The sequence below is a fragment of the Thomasclavelia ramosa DSM 1402 genome (assembly GCF_014131695.1).
GTDB classification, from domain to species: domain Bacteria; phylum Bacillota_I; class Bacilli_A; order Erysipelotrichales; family Coprobacillaceae; genus Thomasclavelia; species Thomasclavelia ramosa.
In genome coordinates, this window is sequence record NZ_CP036346.1 from 1,211,773 (window position 1) to 1,232,524 (window position 20,752).

A 20,752-nucleotide genomic window follows, 5' to 3' on the forward strand; every position below is an offset into this window, starting at 1 on the left:
TGACTAACATCTTTATAATAAGTTAGGAGGAACATTAATGAAAGATTTATTAAAAAACAAAACTGTATTATCCTTTGTAGGAGGAATTGCAGCAACGATTGCTGGTGCAAAGTTTTTAAAAAGCGATAAAGCTAGAACAATGGCGGTTAATTCTTTAGCTTCGGGAATGAAGCTAAAAGACGATGCGATGGCTACTTATGAAACGATCAAGGAAGATGCAAAAGATATTTGTTACGAAGCAAAAGCTAAAAATGAGGGAGAATAGATAGGTTATGAAAGCTTATCAAATTGTTCATGATATGCCTGGACGAATGCGAATTCGTTATGGTAAATATACTTTTTCAAAAACTGCAGCAATTGGATTAAGCTATGAATTAGAACGTTGGAAAATGGTTAATAAGGTCGAAGCTAATGATATAACAGGAAGTATTTTATTTATTTATGATAAAAATAGAAGAAGAGAATTATTAGCTTTAATACGACAATTTGAAATAGAAAAATTTGATGTAACACCATATCTAGCGACAATCAAGGAGTATAATTCTTATGAAATAACACAAAAAGAAGTTAGCCAAAATTATACTTCTAAATTTATAAAGTTATTGCTTCGCCGTTATTCAATTCGGTGGTTTTTACCAACTCCGATACAATATTTAAGCAGTATCGTTTTAGCGGTTAAATATTTCAAAAAGGGGCTAGCTTCATTAGGTAAAGGACATATTGATGTGCCAGTTCTTGATGCGACAAGTATCGCTGTATCGATGCTTAATAGACAGTTTAAAACAGCTGGCGATATTATGTTTTTATTGTCGGTATCACAATTATTAGAAGACTATACAAGAAAAAAAACAACTTTACAATTAAAAGAATCATTATCACTTCATCTAGATAAGGTTTGGATCTTAGAAAATGAGTCAGAAATAGAAATTCCTAGTGATACTCTAAAAAGAGGTGATATAGTTATTGTTCACATGGGGACGATGATCCCTGTTGATGGAGAAATAACCGATGGTCAGGCTTTGATCAATGAATCAAGTTTTACTGGTGAGCCTCTAAGTAAAGCGGTTGGTAAGGATGATACTGTTTTTGCAGGAACAATTGTAGAAGAAGGAAAAATTTATGTAAAAGTTAGAAATCTACAAAAAGAAAGTCGTATTAATAAAATTGTTGATATGATCGATGTTAATGAAACATTAAAAGCTGGTGTTCAATCGCGAGCTGAACATCTTGCTGATTCGATTGTTCCATTTAGTTTTTTTGGCTTCTTTGGATTGCTATTATGGACAAGAAGTCTAACAAGAGCGACTTCAATTTTATTAGTTGATTATTCGTGTGCAATTAAATTGACTACATCAATTTCTATCATCAGTGCAATGCAAGAGGCTGGAAAACATTCAATCATGGTTAAAGGTGGTAAATATCTTGAAGCGATGGCTCAAGCCGATACAATTGTCTTTGATAAAACAGGAACTTTAACTAATGCGACTCCATTCGTTCAAGAAGTAACACCACTAGATGACTACAGTCGTGATGAAGTACTTAGAATTGCAGCTTGTCTTGAAGAACATTTCCCTCACAGTGTTGCTAACGCAATTGTTAAGCAAGCCCAAGATGAGGAATTGTTACATCAAGAAGAACATGCTGAAGTAGAATATATTATTGCTCATGGTATTGCTACTAATTTACATGGTCAAAGAGCAATTATTGGTAGTGAGCATTTTGTTTTTGATGATGAACAGATTGAAAAACCCCCTGAAATAGTTCAGTTGATCAGCAAATTACATAGTAAAGGAGCTAGTTCATTGATTTATTTAGCAATAGGTCAACGCCTAGCAGGAATCATTAGTATTTATGATCCGCTCAAGCCGGAAGCCAAGCATGTAATTAATAATTTACGGGAGATTGGTTTTAAAAAGGTTATTATGTTAACTGGAGATTGTGAAAACGCTGCAGGGCATATTGCAAATGAACTAGGAATAGATGATTATAAAGCTGGTATTTTACCAGAAGATAAAGCTGAGTATATAAGACGGTTAAAAGCGAAAGGTAAAAAAGTCGTGATGGTGGGTGATGGCGTAAATGATACTCCGGCACTATCAAGTGCAGATGTATCTATTTCAATGCAAGATAGTTCCGATATTGCCCGTGAACTAGCAGATGTGACATTGACTTCAAGTCGTTTGGATGAAATTGTTGAATTTAAAAAGATTTCGATATTACTAATGCAAAGAATAAAACATAATTATACTAATATCGTGGCATTTAATAGTTTATTAATTTTATCTGGACTAATTGGATTATTACAGCCTAATACAAGTGCATTTTTACACAATACTTCAACATTCCTATTTTCTGCTGTCTCAACAAAACCGCTTCTTTATAAAAAAGAAAATTAAGCAAGTAGGGAGATTTCCTTACTTGCTTTTATAATCAATTGAATTATAAGATAAATAAATGTCTATACTATAAAAAATTAATAAATTTAAGGGAGAAGTGGTTATGGGAGAAGCACTGGAAGATTATTTAGAAGCTATTTTAATTTTATCTAATCAAAATAAAGCCGTTCGTTCTGTTGATTTAGCAGTGTATCGAGGATATTCTAGGGCAAGTATTAGTTATGCAGTTAAAGAGCTTAGAAATAAAAATTATTTAGAAGTAAATAAAGATGGTCATCTCAAGTTAACATCGAGTGGTCAAGTACTTGCTAATAGAATTTATGAACGACACTGTTTTTTTAAAAAACTTTTAATCGCTGCTGGCGTAAGTTCAAACCAAGCAGAAATAGAAGCTTGTAAAATGGAACATGGAATTAGTGATGACAGTTTTGAAAAGTTGAAAACGTTGTTAGATTTTTAGCATGGAATTTTTGTTTGAGTATAAACATAGATATTGTAAAAATTGATTGAATAGAAATTTATTAAAAAAATGCTGTTAATATGTTTTAAAATAAAAAGACAAAATCAAATATTTTTGGTTTTGATTTTATCCGTTCATTTATCTGAATTTTAATGGTATATATTTTTATAAGAAAATTTCGTTATTTGCTGATTTCAGCATAAATGTGTAATTGATGTAGAGAATGAATATAATCATTAAGCACATGTAATCTTAGTTGTGTATCAACTGGTAATGATAAAAAATATTCGCGAGAACTAGAACTGCGCTGGATTAATTCATGTAAGTTTTGATATTTAATGTCACTCACCTCTAAACATATCATAGCCGTTATTGATAAAAATATACAGGTTCAAAAACATAATGATTTAATTGCATAAAATAGAAAAGGAAATACAAGCATATTAAAATTGCACGTTGCTAGAAACATTCATACGTAACAAATGTATTTTAAATTATCCTTTATTATCTATAATAAAAAAGAGAAAAAAATAAAGGTGATTATAAAATTAATAAGGAAAAGTATTTCAATAGCTATGCGGTTGAATCCAAATTGGATAATACTGTTTAATAGTAGAAAGAATAATGGAGCTATAAAATCAACAACAGCTGCAAAGTCATGAATTATTGCTTCAATCGTATCTGGGTCTTTTGTTAATACTAAAGCATTCAGACAGGAGCTCGCCTCCAAAGGATAATATCATGATGGATAACACCATTAGCGATACAATAGGAAATGAGAAAGATTTTAAAATGATAAAAAATCTAATGGTAATATAACTAAGAAAAATTCTAAGCCAAATCAGCTAAAAATTATAAATTCTTTTTACAGGGTCTTTAGAATTTTCTAATATACCTTATTATCATAAATCTACTTTTACAGCTAGAATAAAATGATTTTAAGATTTCTGGTAATAAAAATTCACCAAAATCATTATTAAAAGAATCAACTAAGTAAATTGATGTATAGGTAGTTTTTCATAATAACTCATCACTTTATTTAATAATTATATTATTTTGTTGATTAACTTAATAAACAATAAAAACATGACATAAGTCATGTTTTTATTGGCTCCAGCCTTTGGTATTATTACGGACATTGATAAAATCTTGGTATATTCCAGTTTGTTTGATTAACTGGTTATGGCTTCCGCTTTGTGCAATTTTTCCATCAGCTATGACAAGAATCTTATCTGCGTAGCGAATAGTGTTTAAACGATGTGCTATTACTAATAAGGTTTTTCCTTGACATAACTGTGTAATTGCTTCTTGGATATAATTTTCGTTATCACCATCAATACTGGAAGTTGCTTCATCAAGGATAATAATAGGAGCATCTTTTAAAATACATCGAGCAATTGAAATTCGTTGTTTTTCACCACCGGAAAGGCTTGTACCACCTTCCCCAATAATTGTTTGAAAACCATTTGGCAGTGCCATGATAAAATCATAACACCGAGCTTTTTTAGCTGCTTCAATGACTTCTTTTTCCGTAGCCTCAAGTCGTCCGATGCTAATATTATTATAGATAGTATCCTGAAATAAATAAACACGTTGGAAAACCATACTGATATGATTCATTAAATCAGCAAGTTTAACGTTTTTGATATTTGTTCCACGGATGTTTATTGACCCGCTATCAACGTCCCAAAAACGTGTTAATAGATTAGCAATCGTACTTTTACCGCCTCCTGATGGACCCACAAGAGCAAGCATCTTATTTTTTTCTAATGTAAAATTTATATTGTGTAATACTTCTTTTTTATCATAAGAGAAACTAACATTTTTAAATTTTATTTCTGGTAGATCACTTTGTTCTGGAATTACTTCCATACCATCATCAGGCAGTTCTTTTTGAGCTAAGACATCTTCGACACGATCCATACAACTACTCATTACAGTTAACCGTGTACTTTGACTATACAACGCTTTAAGTGGACCAAATAAGTCAAATACAAATAAAGTTACTCCAATCAAGTAAGGAACAGTTAGTAAATTTTGAGTTTGTAGATATAATGAGAGTGCTAAAATAGCAGCTATTCCTAAACCATAAATAATATTTAGCCAACGTTGCCAGGGAGCATGTGTTTCTTCAAATTCTAAATTAGTTCGGCAGCTCTCTTTAAAATTATTAGAAAGTTCAGCTGATTTTTCACCTAACAGATTATAAGTTTTAATAATACTAATACCCTCAATAAAATCAAGTACAGCATTAGTGAGTTTTTCACTTTGTTCTTGTCTGATAGTTGAATGTTCTAATGTTTGTTGTTCCATCGCTTTACCTAACCATAGGATTGCTCCAGCAATTAACAATGAAAGTATCCCCAACCAAATATTTAAATAGAACATAAAGATGATCATAATAATTTCAGCAAAAATATAGCTCATCATGTCAGCAATCACGGTCATACAATTTTCTTCTATAAAGACCATATCCGTAGATAATACTGAACTAATTTTCCCAATATTTCCTTCAGTAAAGTAACCCATTGGCAATTTTCTAAGATGACGGCCTAATTCCATGCGCATATCTGAAAAAATTCGATAACCAGAATCACCTTGTAAACGATCAGAAATATTTTGAAAAACTGCTTGAAATAAAACACAAACTATTAATGTAATACCAAGCAGAAAACATAATCGATCAGACATTTTATTATTATAAAAAGCATTAAAAGCAATAAATGCTAGTCCGATTGGGGATTTTGCTAACATTGATTTTAAAAACGAGAAAATAAAAGCGATTTTAATATTGCGACGATATTTTCCGGCGATAGCAAGGATTCGTGACATTAATGAGATCATAATTAATTACCTCCTTGATTATGACTAACTCTCCAATTAGCACTATTATTTGCCATGGTCCATAACTTTTGGTATTCAAGGCAAGTATCTATAAGTTCTTGATGAGTTCCTACTGCGTTTAAATAGCCATTTTTAAGTACACAAATCTGATGTGCATTGATAATTGAATGTAGATGGTGGGCAATAACAATAACAGTTTTATCTTTGATAACTTCTGCAATTGCGGCATTCATTTTTTCTTCATTTTCTGGATCCATAAATGCAGTAGCTTCATCAAGAACAATGATTGGAGCATCTTTGAGAATTGCCCGAGCAAGAGAAATTCTTTGTCGTTCACCACCGGATAATTGTTTTCCTCCATCACCTGCCAAAGTATGAATTCCTAATTCAAGACGGCTTAAAAATTCATCACACTGTGCTTTACTAGCTGCTTGATAAACTTCTTCATCACTAGCATCAAGCCGTCCCATTCTAATATTTTCCATCAAAGTTGTATTAAATAGAAATTGTTCTTGTGATACATAGGCAATTTGATTATTTAACGTTTCAATGCTCATTTGTCGTAAATCTTGATTTCCAATTTTGATCGAACCTGAATGGACATCATAAAAATGAACAAGCAGTTTTGCTAATGTGCTTTTTCCACTTCCAGATTCCCCAATCAAAGCCGTTAGTGAGCCTTCTTTAATTTCTAAGTTAATATTATGTAAAACTACATTATTATTGTATGCAAAACTAACATTATCAAAGCTGATATGATGGTTTCTGTCTTTAAAACAATCAGATGTTTGTTGTAGTGGCGGTGCACTTAACATTTTTTCAAGAGACTCAATTTTATAACTGATTTGTGGTAAAGTTGAGACAAACGCCAAAGCCCGTAAAAGCGGAGTACCAATTGCGAATGATAAGCAAAGAATAAGAACTAAGTCAGGTAAACTCGAATAGTTGTGAAGAACTAACCAAGATCCAAATGGTAGAGTAAGTAAAGCTACACATGGTAAAATACTATTATAGAGTGCCATCCATGGCCAACAAGCTTTGTACCAGGCAAGAGTGAAATCACGATATCCACGTATATCATTTTCAAAACGATGATATGATTCACCATCGCGATTGAATACTTTAACAACTTCCATTCCATTAACATATTCAATAATAGTATTATTCATTTTTTGTGCAGATGCGTAGTAATTACTCATTTCTTTCATACCAATTTTGAACATTGCCCCCATCGCTAATAAACCAATGGGAAGAGAACCTAAAGATAATAAGGCAAGTTTCCAATCAACAATAAACATAACAATATAGATGAAGAGGGGAATAGCTAAGTTCGAGATCCCTTCCGGCAAAGCATGTGCCAATAGTAGTTCAATTGCTTCAATATCATCAATAAAAGTTTTTTTATGAGCTCCAACTCCTTTTTCTTGAATAACTCCTAATGGTTGCTTTTCAAGTTTGCATTGTAAAGAAATTCGTAGATTTTTTAATGTGTGATATGCACTTTGGTGTGATAAGGCAAGACCTTTAACATAAAAAACGGCATATAAGATAAGTGAAATTGCAATGGCAATAACTCTAAAAATAATATAATGAGTGCTTATTTGCTGATGCATGATTAAAGGTGTAATAATTTGATAGATAAAAAGAAATGGTAAGATATTCATTCCTACTCCAATCAGCATTGTGGCAATAGCTTGATAAGTTTTTTTTCGATAATCACCAGCGTATTCTAATACTTTTTTAAGCATGTAATCCCTTCTTTCTGGTTAGTTTTAGCTAACCTAAGTTTTTTTTAAAACTCCCATCTAGGGAGTTTAACGTGTATATCCAAGAACTTGGTACCAGTTAAAGAAATGGCAGACAATTTGGCAATGATTCTCTATTTGCTCCCAACTAAAACCATGGATGAATGGCTCATAGATCGTAGTCCAAAAAGAAGATAGTAGAGTATGAAATTCCGTTTTACTGATTTCCGTAGTAAAAATTCCTCGATTTTTAGCTTCAAGATAATATTCATAAGTATAGATGGACATTTTTTCAACCCAGTCGTGAGTAAAATTAGAAAAGGAAGTACCTTGTGAGCATGATAGTAATAGAATAAAGCCATCATAATGGCTATATAAAAATTTAAACCACCATAACATTACATCGTTATTCATATTCCAGGCTTCAATTAATTCAAATTCTGTAACTGTTTCAAAATTGATCCTACGGTTGTCAGCGACTTCATTTAAAGCTTCTAAAGTAGGGGTAACTACTGCTGTAAATAATTCCTCTTTACTTTTATAGCGTTTGTAAAGTGCCCCTGTAGTAACCTTTGCATTTGCACAGATTGTTTTCAAAGAAGCTTTCTCATAACCTTGTGATAAAAATTCTTCTTTAGCACTTTTTAAAATTCTTGGATCAATAGATTTATCGGGTTTTGACAATTTATCGCCTCCTTTTATACTGATAATTAAATTATCGATAATCTAATTATCAGTATAAAAGTAATTGCACTTGATGTCAATCGTTACAATAAAATTTTAGGTTGAAAGTAATAAATTTGTTTTTATAAAAATTTAATTGGAATAAATAAAAAAGCCAACTTTTGAATAATGTATAAGTTGACTTTTTGAGGATTATTTAATTTAGAGGTATTTCAAGTATATGTGCTTTATTGATGATAACGCTTTAAAAGAATTTTTTTTAAATAAGCTTTAATATAGAAAATTAAACTTAGCAATAATGCTAAAAGGATCAATGTTTCAATCATAATTAAACAGTAACTAGTTTTTTACCCTGATCAGCAACAGCATCGATCTTCTCTTTTAATAACGTTTCATCACCTAAATAGTAATGTTTTATTACTTTAAATTCATCATCAAATTCATATACTAAAGGAATTCCAGTTGGAATATTAATATTCATGATTGCTTCGTTACTTAACTTATCAAAGTATTTAACCAACGCTCTTAATGAATTACCATGTGCAACAATTAAGGCTCGTTTACCAGCCTGCATATCTTTTTTTACTGTTTCATTAAAATAAGGAATAACCCGCTCAATTGTTGTTTTTAAGCTCTCACCTGCTGGTAAAAGAGCAGAGTCAATATTTCGATACATTGCCTGCTTTTGCGCGCTGCGTTTATCATTTATATTTAAAGCTGGTGGCAGTACATCAAATGAACGACGCCAAATTTTCACCTGTTCTTCACCGTATTTTTCTGCAGTTTCCGCTTTATTTAATCCTTGTAAAGCACCATAATGACGTTCGTTTAGTTTCCAGCTTTTATTGACAGGCAGCCAGCAGAGATCCATTTCATCTAATATATGATTTAATGTGTGAATGGCTCTTTTCAGATAAGAAGTGTAGCATACATCAAATTCATAACCTTCATTTTTTAAAATCGTGCCTGCTTGTATTGCTTCTCGATGGCCAGTTTGGCTTAAATCTACATCTGTCCATCCTGTAAAAAGATTTAATTTATTCCAGTCACTTTCTCCATGACGTACTAATACTAGTTTCATAATATCTCTCCTTTTAGTTAGCTTAAGCTAACTATATTTGTATAATATTCCAATGAACAAAATTTGTCAACTAAGATGATAATAAAAGCAAGCTGTTACAATATTTTTCACAAAAGAATTAATCTGATTTTACTGACTGAAAAGATTAAGATTTCATTTGAAATGATTTTTAGTTATAATAATTTTATAGGCTTGAGAAGTTAGAGAGTGAGGGAATGGTTATAGTAACAGCAAGCACTGATGTGGCTTTTTGATTATCAATGAAAATATATATAAAAATATGATAATATTTTAGTAACATTGGAAATAAAAATGCCGGTATCGATTAATATTGATGAAAGCGACTTTTCAACTTTTGAAAATGCTGGATTTAATATTAAAAATAATGATATATTAGAAATAATGAAAGCGATTTAATGAGGTAGGAAAATGAGTAGAGTAAAAAGTTTAAATATCAAGTATGTAGCCAGTCAAGTATTTTATTTTGCAACCTTTGCCGCAATGATGGGATATGCCTCAGTATACCTATTGCACAAAGGTTTTAGTAATTCAACAATTGGTATAATTTTGTCCCTATGCAATATTTTAGCGGTGTTCATGCAACCGGCATTAGCAACTTTTGCTGATAAGAATCAAAAGATTGAAATTCGTAAAATTATTACAACTATCGTTGCAATAGCAATTGCTTTATCTGCAATTTTATTAGTAGTTCCAAGTAATCAGGCAATTATTTTTATTTTGATTGTATCAATCTTTTCATTAATGACAACGATAATGCCGCTAATGAATACTTTGGCATTTGTTTTTGAAAAGTATGGAATTCAAGTGAATTATGGCTTGGCTCGAGGGCTGGGGTCTGTTGCTTACGCTGTTGCATCAATGGTATTAGGACATGCAGTTGATGCTTTTAGTCCGGATTTATTACCAGTATGTTATGTTGTCTTTAATGCACTATTATTTATTGTTGTTCATGGCTATGTATTGCCAAAAAGTGAACAAATCGAAGTTGCAGTTGAGACAAATGACGAGGATGAAGTTGCAGTAAATAATGAAGGTTTGCTAAGATTTGCTGGTAAATATAAAAAATTTATTGTATTTTTATTAGGGTTTGTTTTTGTTTATTTTGCCCATACAATTATTAATAATTTCTTTATCCAAATAATTACTAATGTAGGCGGTAATAGTAGTGATATGGGAAATGCTGTATTTTTAGCAGCGATGTTAGAATTACCGACAATGGCATATTTTACGAAGCTTAGTAAAAAAGTTAATTGTGGAACGTTAATTAAAATTTCTATTATTCTATTCTTAGTAAAACATGTGATTACTTATTTTGCAGATGGAATGACAATGATCTATATAGCTCAAGCTTTCCAAATGGGGGCTTATGCTTTATTTATTCCGGCATCTGTTTATTATGTGAATTGTAAAATTGCCCCACAAGATATGGTTAAAGGTCAATCATTTGTGACTACTTCAATGACAGTAGCAGGGGTTTTTGGTAACTTGATTGGTGGGATGTTACTAGATTCAGTTGGTGTTAGCCAAGTACTGTTAATTAGTGCTGTTCTATCATTAATAGGTGCGGTAATTGTAGTAATGTCTGTTGAAAAAGTATAATTTTATAGAATTAATGAAAGTGTCGGTTTAGTTATTTAAAATGGTGCTTTAAAATAATATAGGGTACTAAACAAAAAGCTTTAACAAAAAGTAGGGTTAGAAGATGTATAATCTTCAATAATTATCCTACTTTTTTATGTCTAGATATAGTATTATTTCATTTTTTATTTGTTTTTGTTTTTCTTGATTTGTTTTTATTAATAGAAATTGTATACGTATCTAAAAGATTCTGAGAATACATAATTCTATTTCTAGCTCTGTCAAAATTGGTCATTCCATTTACATTAGATAGAATCTTTTTTACATAATTATTTTTTCCTTCAATACATCCGTTAGATATTCTTCTTCATTATATTCATTTTCTTTAACATCATTAAATACACGATAATCTTCTTTTAAATTATAAGCCATTTTTAATTCTTTGTTTATAGAAAGAACACATTCTAATACTCCTGCTTCACTAGTTGTATAACCTAATGTACGATCAAAAAAGTACTTTTCATCATTTATTTTATCGCCACTCTTTAAAAGCAGTTCGTATCTATATTTTAATAATTTGTATTCTTGACTATCTTTGTAACGTCTTAATATCCTTTTCCTAACTGAATTTAGACAATCTGTAATCTTCTTTAAAATATGGAAACTGTCAATACATATTATAGCTTTAGGAAAATATAGTCTCATTAAAGTGCGGTAATGATTATACATATCCATAGAAATGTATTTTACTTTATCACGTTCACTCTTAGGAATGGAGAAGAAATAATCATTAAGTTTCTCTTCACATCTAGATTCAACGATATCTAGGATAAGTTAGTTTTTGAATCCCATAATCATAAATGCATATTTATATTTAGAACGTCTGTCGAAATAGAAATCATCTATACATATGATTTCTTGTAAGTGGTGTCTTTTTAATTGAACATGATTATCAAATATTCTTACTACTGTTGAAGGGCTAACGTTATAGCATTTGGCAATAGATGAGTAAGTAGCTGTATAATGTTTAAGATCATTTAATATAGAAATTAATGTAACATTTGTAATAGAACTATAACTCTTATCAAAAGAATTTGGTTCATTAAATGTTTTCCTTCAGTAAGGACATATCATTCTTCTTAATTCGTAATTAATATATGTATCAGTAGCATTTATGATTTGATAAACATATTTTCTTTTTTTATATTCTTTTACTTTAGAAGTTAGTTTAAGACATTGAGGACATCTGCAAGGTTATCCATTAAGATGTACATATAACAATATTTGTGGTTGAGTTTCTTACTGTCTCAATGTTCTCTACCTCTTCTTGTTTTAAATCTAATAAATTAATGATAAAATTTTTGATAAGGGCTTCTCTGGTTATACTTATATCTAGACAAAATAATTATAACAAGGAACCCTTTTAATGTTGAAAAAACCTACTTATGTTAAAGCAAGAAAATGAAAAACCCTACAAAATTTTGTTATACCTTTAAAATGCTAGATCAACACTGTTTATATAGAAAAATAAATTTTATTTTAATAATATAAAATAAAATCTAATTAATACTTAAGTTACTTTGATATTTATGTTAGAATCTTAATATTGCGAATAGGAGGAAATATATGAGTAAAGTAATTAAGTTAGGCAATTATAAAGGAATCGAGGCAGAAGTAACAAAACAACCTGTTGCTGATACAGAGGTAGATAATGAGATTCAACGTTTAGTTGCTCAAAGTACAAGTCTAATCGAAAAAGATGGTGATGTTACTAATGGCGATGTAACAACTATTGATTTTGAAGGTTTTAAAGATGAAGTTGCTTTTGATGGTGGAAAAGCTGAAGGTTTTCAACTAGAAATCGGGTCTGGTCAATTTATTCCTGGATTTGAAGAACAAATGATTGGGATGAAAAAAGGTGAAACAAGAGAATTAAATTTAACTTTTCCAGAAAATTATGGAGCTGCAGATCTTGCTGGAGCAGATGTTGTTTTTAAGGTAACTGTTCATAAAATTGAAGAGAAAAAAGAAGCTGAGTTAAATGATGCGTTTGTAGCATCACTAAATGCACCTGGAATCGAAACGATTGATCAATTGCGCGATAATATAAAAGCATCTTTAGAAGCCCAACATGAACAGGCATTTATGGCTGCTAAAGAAAATGCAGCATTAGGAAAATTAATTGATGACTGTGAAGTAGAAGTAGAGGAAAGTGATATTGAAAAAGCGCTGCAACAACAACTTCAACATATCAGTATGGAACTTGCTAGTCAAGGAATGCAATTAGAACAATATTTACAAATGATGGGAATGAATCAAGAGACATTATTACAACAATTAGCACCTTCAGCTAAACAACAAGCAACTTTTGAAGCCATTATTGATGAAATTGTGGCGATTGAAAATTTAGAGACTAGTGATGAAGAAGCAAATCAACAAGTAGAAGCAATTGCCGCACATAATCAAGTGTCTAAAGAAGATGTTTTAAATCAAATTGATATTGAAAGTTTGAAACGTGATTTAAATAGAATTAAAGCAAGCCGATTAATTATGGATAACACTGTTTTTATTGAAGTATAATAGAAAGAATTATTGATATCTTTATTAAGATATCATAATTCTTTTTTTATAATAAGTATGAAGATTGTACAGTTACTTAATCCAAGATGAAAAATAATTGTTATAATTAGAAAAAGTTGATAATTTAAATCGAGGGTTATATGAAAAAAATTTTAATTAGTATTATTTTATGTGGATGTAAAACAGCTGTGAGTCGAGAAATTAAAACAGAAACACGATATAATCAAATTGAAATCAATGCAGCTATGGATGAAATTGAAATGGAATTTGCAAATTGCACCTTATTGGAATTATCTTTTGATGAAACAAATGAGCAAAATCAAAATTTTGATAGTGGGAAAATTATTGTTTATGGTAAAATCAAGGTTGACGAGACAATTGGTATCGAAAATTTAGAGATTAACAGTATTTGTGATAAATTTTTTTTAATTTTGGAAGTTAACATGCATGGTGAGTGGAAAATAGCAAGCTATGGATGTTGAATTCTAGGAACTAGAAGTATTTAGGAAAGTAAAAACGATAATAAAGGAGGAATTGATGATGCAACGTGGTATTTTAATTACGGGTGGCGCTCATGGGATTGGAAAACAAATTTGTTTGGATTTTTTAAGGCAAGGGGATAAAGTATGTTTCATAGATATTAATGAAGAGGCATCAAAACGCTTTGAAAGTGAATATCATGATTTATACTATTATTACGGTGATGTAGCAAATCCAGATACATTGAAAAATTATGTTGATTTTGCTAAAAAAAGGTTAGGACGAATTGATGTATTAGTTAATAATGCCTGTAAAGGGATGAGGGGAATATTATCGGATATTGATTATAATACTTTTGATTATGTACTTTCAATAGGTTTAAAAGCCCCTTATGAATTAAGTCGATTGTGTAAAGAAGAATTAATTAAAAATAAAGGAAAGATTATTAATATTGCTTCTTCACGAGCGTTTCAGTCAGAGCCCGATAGTGAGGCATATGCCAGTGCAAAAGGTGGAATCGTAGCTTTAACACATGCATTAGCGATATCACTGGGTCCTGACGTATTAGTTAATTGTATTGCTCCCGGATGGATCAATGTTGATGAAATAGAAAATTTTGGTGAACTTGATAAGGCTTCTCTACCGGCTGGGAAAGTAGGAACACCAAAGGATATTTCTAAAATGGTTTTATTTTTATGTGGGCAAGATTTTATTACCGGAGAAACGATTACGATTGATGGCGGAATGAACAAACGGATGATTTATCATGGTGACTGGAATTGGCAATATCATGAAGAATAAAAAATAGTAGTATACTAATTTTTGTTATTTTAATTTTAAAGCTAAATATAAAATATTAGCATCACGAAATTTTCGTGGATTATAACCACATAATTTATGGATACGATCTAATTTATACTGTAATGTATTTTTATGGATAAAAAGACGATTAGCAGTATTTAATAAGGACATATCCTCTTCAAAATATATGTGTAATAAATTTAAATCTTCTAATGATAACATTGCAATTGTTTTATTTAGATAGTCTTTTTTGTCATAAATGGATATTGATTGAAGAATAATTTCAAGTGTTAACACATCATAGTTAATATATTGATGGTCTTGAATATTTCTTAGAGCAATTAAGGCAGAATGATAAGATTCACTAAGTTTTATTAAAGGAATTTGTTTACCAACAGCTATTGAAACCTGATTACCGGCAAGTTTTTTGAGCTTATATTCACATCTATTAAAGTAATCAGCATCTATTATTGCTAGAAAACGATTGGGGTACTGATAGTGATATACCGGAATGGCTAAGCTATGAAGTTCTTGGATAATAGACTGCTCATTTACGAGCCGTTTTGCTAAAATAATCAAAAGACGATAATTGTTTTTTAAATCTAACTGAAAATATTTTAACATATCTGAAAAATATTGGGAGTCAAGGTTTTCTTGGTCCAGTAATGATTGTAACAGATAATGCATTTTTTCAGCCTGGCTACGATTAAATTCATTCAGCTCTTTTTCTCGAATTAATAGATTTGTGATTTTTTGTGCTAAATAGGCATATTTTTTTACTTTATCAGGTTTACCACTGATTCCAATAACAGCAATAATTTGATCGTGGTAATAGACTGGTAAATTAACTCCCTGAAGACTACCATTAAAACTAGTATCATCATACACTTCGATAATTCTTTTCTCCTTGATGGCTAAAAGACCAGCTTCATGGAAGGAACCAATTCTTTTTATATCTGTACTGGCATAGATAATTCCTTGACAATCAATAAAATTAATATCGTGGTCACAAATATCTTTAACTGTTTCAACGATTTGAGTAGCTAATTGGTTATTAATATACATATAATCCTCCTTTGGTATAAGTACTAAATAAATATGCATTTTATTTAAATAACATGTTAATTATAACATATTATTTATAAAAATAATTTGTTATATTATAACTAAGAAAAACAAGGGGGATAAAATAATGAAAATAGTTATTGCGATCGATTCGTTAAAAGGAAGTTTATCTTCAATTGAAGCTGGAGAAGCAATCAAAGCAGGAATAGAGCATGTATATGATGATGCAAAAGTAATAGTAAGCCCACTAGCTGATGGTGGAGAAGGAACGGTTGAGGCATTAACCGAGGGTATGGATGGAAATATGCGTTCTCTTGAAGTTACGGGGCCATTAGGCACTAGAGTAGTTTGTCAATATGGAATTATTACAGAAACGAAGACGGCAGTTATTGAAATGGCGAGTGCTGCAGGAATTACTTTGGTAGCTCCAGATCAGAGAAATCCCTTACTGACAACAACTTACGGTGTTGGTGAAATTATTGCTGATGCAATTACAATGGGATGTCGGCATTTTATTATAGGGATTGGCGGTAGTGCCACAAATGATGGAGGAATAGGAATGTTACAGGCACTAGGTTACCGTTTTTTAGATAAATATGGAAATCAAGTAACATATGGAGCACAAGGACTGGAACAATTAGTTGAAATCGATGACAGTGGGGTTGTTTCTTCGTTGAACGAGTGTACTTTTAAAATTGCTTGTGATGTTAATAATCCGCTATGTGGTAAACTAGGGAGTAGTGCTGTTTATGGACCGCAAAAAGGGGCGACTGCTGAAATGATAAAAAAAATGGATAAGGGGCTTAATGATTATGCTAAATTAGCGAAATTAAAATATCCTAACGCTGATCCGGAACTACCCGGTACTGGAGCTGCCGGTGGTCTAGGCTTTGCATTTTTGACATTTTTAAATGCACAATTAGAATCAGGTATTAAAATTGTTTTAGAAGAAACACGATTAGAAGAATATATAAAGGATACTGATATTGTTATTACTGGTGAAGGGCGTCTTGATTTTCAAACAGCCATGGGTAAAGCTCCAATAGGGGTTGCTAAATTAGCGAAGAAGTATCATAAGCCAGTAATTGCTTTTGCTGGAAGTGTGACAGCGGATGCTAATGAATGTAATCACCAAGGTATCGATGCTTATTTTCCGATTGTTCGTGGTGTTACAACTTTAGAGGAAGCAATGGAGAGCAGTAATGCTAAAAATAATTTAATAGCTACTGTTGAACAGGTGTTTCGTTTGTGGAAGATAAAATAAGATGATATGATAAATGTATATAAAATTTGTTCAAAAAGGAGCGATGGGAATGGGAATCTGGATTAAACAGTAGCATGCAGGGCTTTACTGTTTATAGCCTTGCTCGATAAAAAATTCAGGAGGCAGAATATGATATATTTTAAATACAAGAAAAAAATGTTTATTGTCAGATGTTAGGGGAAGAGTAACCGCTATTGTTTTTGCATGGAAATACAGCATCAGCTGGAGTGTTTGAATAAATTTTATCACTATATCAAGATGAGTATAAACTTATTTTAATTGATTTTTTAGGACATGGTAAATTACAGTGAATAGCGAGGTTTCCTACTGACTTATGGTGACAAGAAGCTGATCAGCTAATCGCTTTATTAGAATCCTTAAATATTAAAGATGTTACTTTAATCGAAACAAGTGGAGGTGTTTGGGGTGCAGTTAATGCTGCATTAAGACGCTCAGATTTAATCACTTGTGTAGTGGCAGATAGTTTTGATGGGCGAACTCTTCGTCGGGGATTTGCCAAAGCATTAATCGAGGAGTGGGTCATGGCAATAAACAATCTTGCAGCAAGACAATTTTATCAATGGTGTCAAAGTGATAATTGGGAGACTTTGGTGAATCAAGATACTGAGGCACTGTTAAGACGAATTGATTTGGGTTTACCGTAGAAGTACCTTTAAATACTTTAAAGGTACTATTGTTGTTAATTACTAGTGGGAAGGATGCGATGTTACACAGTGATATCATAGAAGAATATGAAAAAATTATATACGAGCATCCACCTGTTAAAATGATTATCTTTCCAACGGGTAAGCATCCTTCGTTATTATCAAATGCCGTGGCAGCATCCACTGCTATAAAAGAATTTTTGAGCAGTAGTAAACAAAGGAGTTAACTCCTTTGTTTTAGACTTCAGTTAATAAAAATAGTATTTATATTATAATTACAAATGATATACTCATATTAATTAGTAAAAGGAGAAACAGAAATGATAAAAGCGATATTTTTTGATATTGATGGAACACTAGTGAGTTTTAAAAATCATCAAATACCTGCCTCAACTATCGAGTCGTTAAAAAAGCTAAAAGAAAAGGGAATCAAAATTTTTGTTGCTACAGGACGGGGAAAGGATGGTTTAGATATTTTAGATGAGATTGAGTTTGATGGCTATATAACCTTAAATGGTCAGTATTGTTATGTTGATAATCAAATAATATATGAAAATACAATTAAACGAGATGATTTACAGAAACTTTTGAATTATTTAGAAGACCATCCTTTTCCATGTGGGTTCACGGAAGAACATAATAAATATTTTAATCTTCGTGATGCTCGAGTTGATGAAATTCATCGCATTACTTTGAATGATGATCATCCAGCTGGTGATTGTAGTGATGTAGTTAATAAAAAAATTTATCAATGTATGTGCTTTATTGATGAGCGGGAAGAACAAAAATTAATGCAGATTATGCCTAATTGTATTTCTGCGCGATGGCATCCACTTTTTTGTGATGTTTCTCCCAAAGGAGGAACAAAACAAAATGGAATTGATAAGTTTTTAGATTTTTACCATATTGATCGTAATGAAACAATGGCTTTTGGTGATGGTGGGAATGACATTGAGATGTTACAACATGTGGCATTATCAGTGGCAATGGAAAATGGTAATGATAAAGTTAAAGAAATTGCTGATTATGTGACTGCTGATGTAGACGAAGATGGAATTTTAAAAGCACTGCAGTATTTCAGTATTCTTTAAAATAAGATGATGACTTATCATTAATGATGAAAGTGATATTTCAAGGGAGTATAATATTGTTTGTAAGAGGTGATTAAAATGGATGAAATTAAAGTGCCTTCAACTAGATATCATAAAATAGTAAATCTTCTTTGTATAATAATATTGACAGGAACACTAGTCTTTTTGGTAACTAATTGGACGATGATCCCGGATCAAATTCCAGGACATTATGATAGTGCTGGAGTAATCAATCGATGGACAAGTAAGTCAGGGCTATGGATAGTTTATTTTGTTGGAATCATAATGTTTGCGGGATTATCAGTAATAGAACATTTTCCTAAAACGTGGAATACTGGTGTAGCTATTACTAAGGAAAATCAAAAACATGTTTATCAATTAATAAAAGGAATGATAGTAACCCTGAAATTATGTATCACCACAATATTTATGTTTTTAACACTGTATACGACTTTGATGATTAATTTGCCAAAATGGTTTACACCGCTTTTTCTAATTATTACATTTGGTTCAATGATAGTTTATGGTATAATGATTTATAGAGCTCGATGAAATTACCTAATAATTAAGGGTGTATTAATCTCTTATTAAAAATACGAAAATGATATTTGTTTTTAATAATAAATTGAACTATCGCTTTTAATAGTGTTCTTCTGTAAAAAAATTATTTCCGTGTCTAATACATTTTTTTTGTACAAAAATAATATATTGATAGCATTCCTTTATATTTTATGTCTTTTCTGTAGACGATAGTTTACAGAAATATATCCTTTTATTATAAATAATGGTTGACCTAAAGTTCACTTTAGGTAGTACAATGTATTTTGAGGTGGTAAAAGTGAAATATCGGGAATTAGGAAGAACAGGTTTAAAAGTTAGTGAAATAGGTTTAGGCTGTGAAGGATTTATGAAAATGGATACTGATCAAGTTAAGAAATTTGTTGCTCAGGCTTCAAAAATGGGAATAAATTTTATAGATTTTTTTTCATCAAACCCACATGGGCGGAGTGCTTTTGGTAAAGCGATAGCTGGTAAACGTGAAAAGTGGATTATTGAAGGGCATATATGTACTTTTTGGAAAAATGAACAGTATTTGAGAACTCGTAAAATGGATGAAGTAAAAGCTGGGTTTGAAGATTTGCTGGCAAGACTGCAGACTGACTATATTGATATTGGAATGATCCATTACATTGATGCTAAAAAAGATTTTGAAGAAGTTTTTAATGGTGAAGTAATTGAGTATGTAAAGGGTTTAAAAAAACGTGGAATTATTAAACATATTGGAATTAGTTCTCATAATCCACTTATTGCAATTGAAGCTGTTAAGACAGGATTAGTTGATGTAATACTGTTTTCAATTAATCCTTGTTATGATATGTTGCCTCCATCTGAAAATGTTGATGATTTGTGGGATGATGAAAGGTATGCGGAACCGCTTTTTAATATTGATCCAGTCCGTCAAGAATTGTATGAATTGTGCCAAACTAAAGGAGTTGCATTAACTGTGATGAAAGCATTTGGAGGGGGAGATTTATTAGATGAAAAGTTATCGCCGTTTAAGGTTAAAATGACACCGTTACAGTGTATTCATTATTGTTTAACGCGACCGGGAGTAGCTTCGATCATGGCAGGAAGTCATAGTATTAAAGAGATGATGGAGGCATTAGCTTATGAAGATGCAAGTATGGTAGAAAAAGATTTTGCTAATGTTTTAGCTAATATACCAAAACATTCATTTGAAGGAAATTGTGTATATTGCGGACATTGTGCTCCATGTGTCAAAGGCATTAATATAGCTGATGTAAATAAATTTGCAGATTTATGTGTTGCTCAAGGGGAAGTACCAGAAACAGTTAGAGAACATTATGAAGTTTTAGCTCATCATGCAAGTGAATGTATTGAATGTGGGGTATGTATAAAAAATTGCCCATTCAATGTTAAGATTATTGAAAAAATGAAAGCAGCAGTAGCAATTTTTGGTTATTAAAGCTATTGCG

19 protein-coding genes and 1 pseudogene are annotated in these 20,752 nt (G+C 31.2%); 13 read left to right on the top strand and 7 right to left on the bottom strand.

Annotated elements, in window-relative coordinates; genetic code table 11:
* The first annotated feature begins 37 nt into the window (after positions 1-37).
* From EYR00_RS05760 to EYR00_RS05770, 3 genes are all read left to right on the top strand, one after another.
* Positions 38-265: a DUF6110 family protein gene (locus tag EYR00_RS05760; protein ID WP_003537867.1), complete on the top strand. Its 228-nt coding sequence runs from the start codon at positions 38-40 to the stop codon at positions 263-265.
* A gap of 7 nt (positions 266-272) precedes the next feature.
* The gene (locus tag EYR00_RS05765; protein WP_003537868.1) at positions 273-2,396 is read left to right on the top strand and encodes a heavy metal translocating P-type ATPase; all 2,124 of its coding nucleotides are present in this window, start codon (positions 273-275) and stop codon (positions 2,394-2,396) included.
* A gap of 103 nt (positions 2,397-2,499) precedes the next feature.
* Positions 2,500-2,856, top strand: a complete 357-nt coding sequence (locus tag EYR00_RS05770) for a metal-dependent transcriptional regulator (protein ID WP_003537869.1) — start codon at positions 2,500-2,502, stop codon at positions 2,854-2,856.
* Positions 2,857-3,960: 1,104 nt separating this feature from the next.
* Here the strand turns inward: EYR00_RS05770 and EYR00_RS05775 are convergent.
* From EYR00_RS05775 to gpmA, 4 genes are all read right to left on the bottom strand, one after another.
* Positions 3,961-5,700, bottom strand: coding sequence for an ABC transporter ATP-binding protein (locus EYR00_RS05775; RefSeq protein ID WP_040434337.1), 1,740 nt, complete (start codon positions 5,698-5,700; stop codon positions 3,961-3,963).
* A 2-nt stretch (positions 5,701-5,702) separates the two neighbouring features.
* Positions 5,703-7,448: an ABC transporter ATP-binding protein gene (locus EYR00_RS05780; RefSeq protein WP_003537872.1), complete on the bottom strand. Its 1,746-nt coding sequence runs from the start codon at positions 7,446-7,448 to the stop codon at positions 5,703-5,705.
* A gap of 66 nt (positions 7,449-7,514) precedes the next feature.
* Complete coding sequence (locus EYR00_RS05785; RefSeq protein WP_003537874.1) at positions 7,515-8,129, bottom strand: TetR/AcrR family transcriptional regulator; 615 nt, start codon at positions 8,127-8,129, stop codon at positions 7,515-7,517.
* Between the two features lie 328 nt (positions 8,130-8,457).
* Positions 8,458-9,210 carry a 2,3-diphosphoglycerate-dependent phosphoglycerate mutase gene (gene gpmA / locus EYR00_RS05790; RefSeq protein ID WP_003537875.1) on the bottom strand — a complete coding sequence of 251 codons (753 nt, stop codon included), beginning with the start codon at positions 9,208-9,210 and terminating at the stop codon, positions 8,458-8,460.
* A 429-nt stretch (positions 9,211-9,639) separates the two neighbouring features.
* Between gpmA and EYR00_RS05795 the strand changes: the two genes are divergently transcribed.
* Complete coding sequence (locus tag EYR00_RS05795; RefSeq protein ID WP_003537876.1) at positions 9,640-10,830, top strand: MFS transporter; 1,191 nt, start codon at positions 9,640-9,642, stop codon at positions 10,828-10,830.
* A gap of 300 nt (positions 10,831-11,130) precedes the next feature.
* Here EYR00_RS05795 and EYR00_RS05800 read toward each other — a convergent pair whose 3' ends face one another.
* Together EYR00_RS05800 and EYR00_RS16070 are read right to left on the bottom strand one after the other, a co-directional pair.
* A complete protein-coding gene (locus tag EYR00_RS05800) occupies positions 11,131-11,640 on the bottom strand; it encodes a transposase (protein ID WP_227166741.1) in 510 nt (169 codons plus the stop codon).
* Between the two features lie 285 nt (positions 11,641-11,925).
* Positions 11,926-12,051, bottom strand: a pseudogene (locus EYR00_RS16070) (hypothetical protein); the annotation flags it as partial.
* Positions 12,052-12,435: 384 nt separating this feature from the next.
* On the opposite strand from EYR00_RS16070, the gene tig reads away from it, so the two are divergent.
* From tig to EYR00_RS05815, 3 genes are all read left to right on the top strand, one after another.
* Positions 12,436-13,389, top strand: a complete 954-nt coding sequence (tig, locus tag EYR00_RS05805) for a trigger factor (protein ID WP_003537878.1) — start codon at positions 12,436-12,438, stop codon at positions 13,387-13,389.
* Between the two features lie 140 nt (positions 13,390-13,529).
* Positions 13,530-13,871: a hypothetical protein gene (locus EYR00_RS05810; RefSeq protein WP_003537879.1), complete on the top strand. Its 342-nt coding sequence runs from the start codon at positions 13,530-13,532 to the stop codon at positions 13,869-13,871.
* A 55-nt stretch (positions 13,872-13,926) separates the two neighbouring features.
* Complete coding sequence (locus tag EYR00_RS05815; RefSeq protein ID WP_003537880.1) at positions 13,927-14,670, top strand: SDR family oxidoreductase; 744 nt, start codon at positions 13,927-13,929, stop codon at positions 14,668-14,670.
* 24 nt (positions 14,671-14,694) lie between these two features.
* On the opposite strand, the gene EYR00_RS05820 is transcribed toward EYR00_RS05815, so the two are convergent.
* Complete coding sequence (locus EYR00_RS05820) at positions 14,695-15,735, bottom strand: CdaR family transcriptional regulator (protein WP_008792975.1); 1,041 nt, start codon at positions 15,733-15,735, stop codon at positions 14,695-14,697.
* A 127-nt stretch (positions 15,736-15,862) separates the two neighbouring features.
* Here EYR00_RS05820 and EYR00_RS05825 point away from each other — a divergent pair, with 127 nt between their 5' ends.
* From EYR00_RS05825 to EYR00_RS05845, 6 genes are all read left to right on the top strand, one after another.
* On the top strand, positions 15,863-16,999 hold the full coding sequence (locus EYR00_RS05825; RefSeq protein ID WP_003537882.1) for a glycerate kinase family protein: 1,137 nt from the start codon (positions 15,863-15,865) through the stop codon (positions 16,997-16,999).
* 542 nt (positions 17,000-17,541) lie between these two features.
* Complete coding sequence (locus EYR00_RS15825) at positions 17,542-17,664, top strand: hypothetical protein (protein WP_008792977.1); 123 nt, start codon at positions 17,542-17,544, stop codon at positions 17,662-17,664.
* A gap of 59 nt (positions 17,665-17,723) precedes the next feature.
* Positions 17,724-17,891 (top strand): hypothetical protein, encoded by a 168-nt coding sequence (locus tag EYR00_RS15555; protein WP_167309578.1) that lies wholly within the window; start codon positions 17,724-17,726, stop codon positions 17,889-17,891.
* A 93-nt stretch (positions 17,892-17,984) separates the two neighbouring features.
* Positions 17,985-18,755, top strand: a complete 771-nt coding sequence (locus EYR00_RS05835; protein WP_003537886.1) for a Cof-type HAD-IIB family hydrolase — start codon at positions 17,985-17,987, stop codon at positions 18,753-18,755.
* Positions 18,756-18,833: 78 nt separating this feature from the next.
* The gene (locus tag EYR00_RS05840; protein ID WP_003537887.1) at positions 18,834-19,307 is read left to right on the top strand and encodes a DUF1648 domain-containing protein; all 474 of its coding nucleotides are present in this window, start codon (positions 18,834-18,836) and stop codon (positions 19,305-19,307) included.
* Between the two features lie 265 nt (positions 19,308-19,572).
* Complete coding sequence (locus EYR00_RS05845) at positions 19,573-20,742, top strand: aldo/keto reductase (protein WP_081446377.1); 1,170 nt, start codon at positions 19,573-19,575, stop codon at positions 20,740-20,742.
* Positions 20,743-20,752 lie beyond the last annotated feature (10 nt).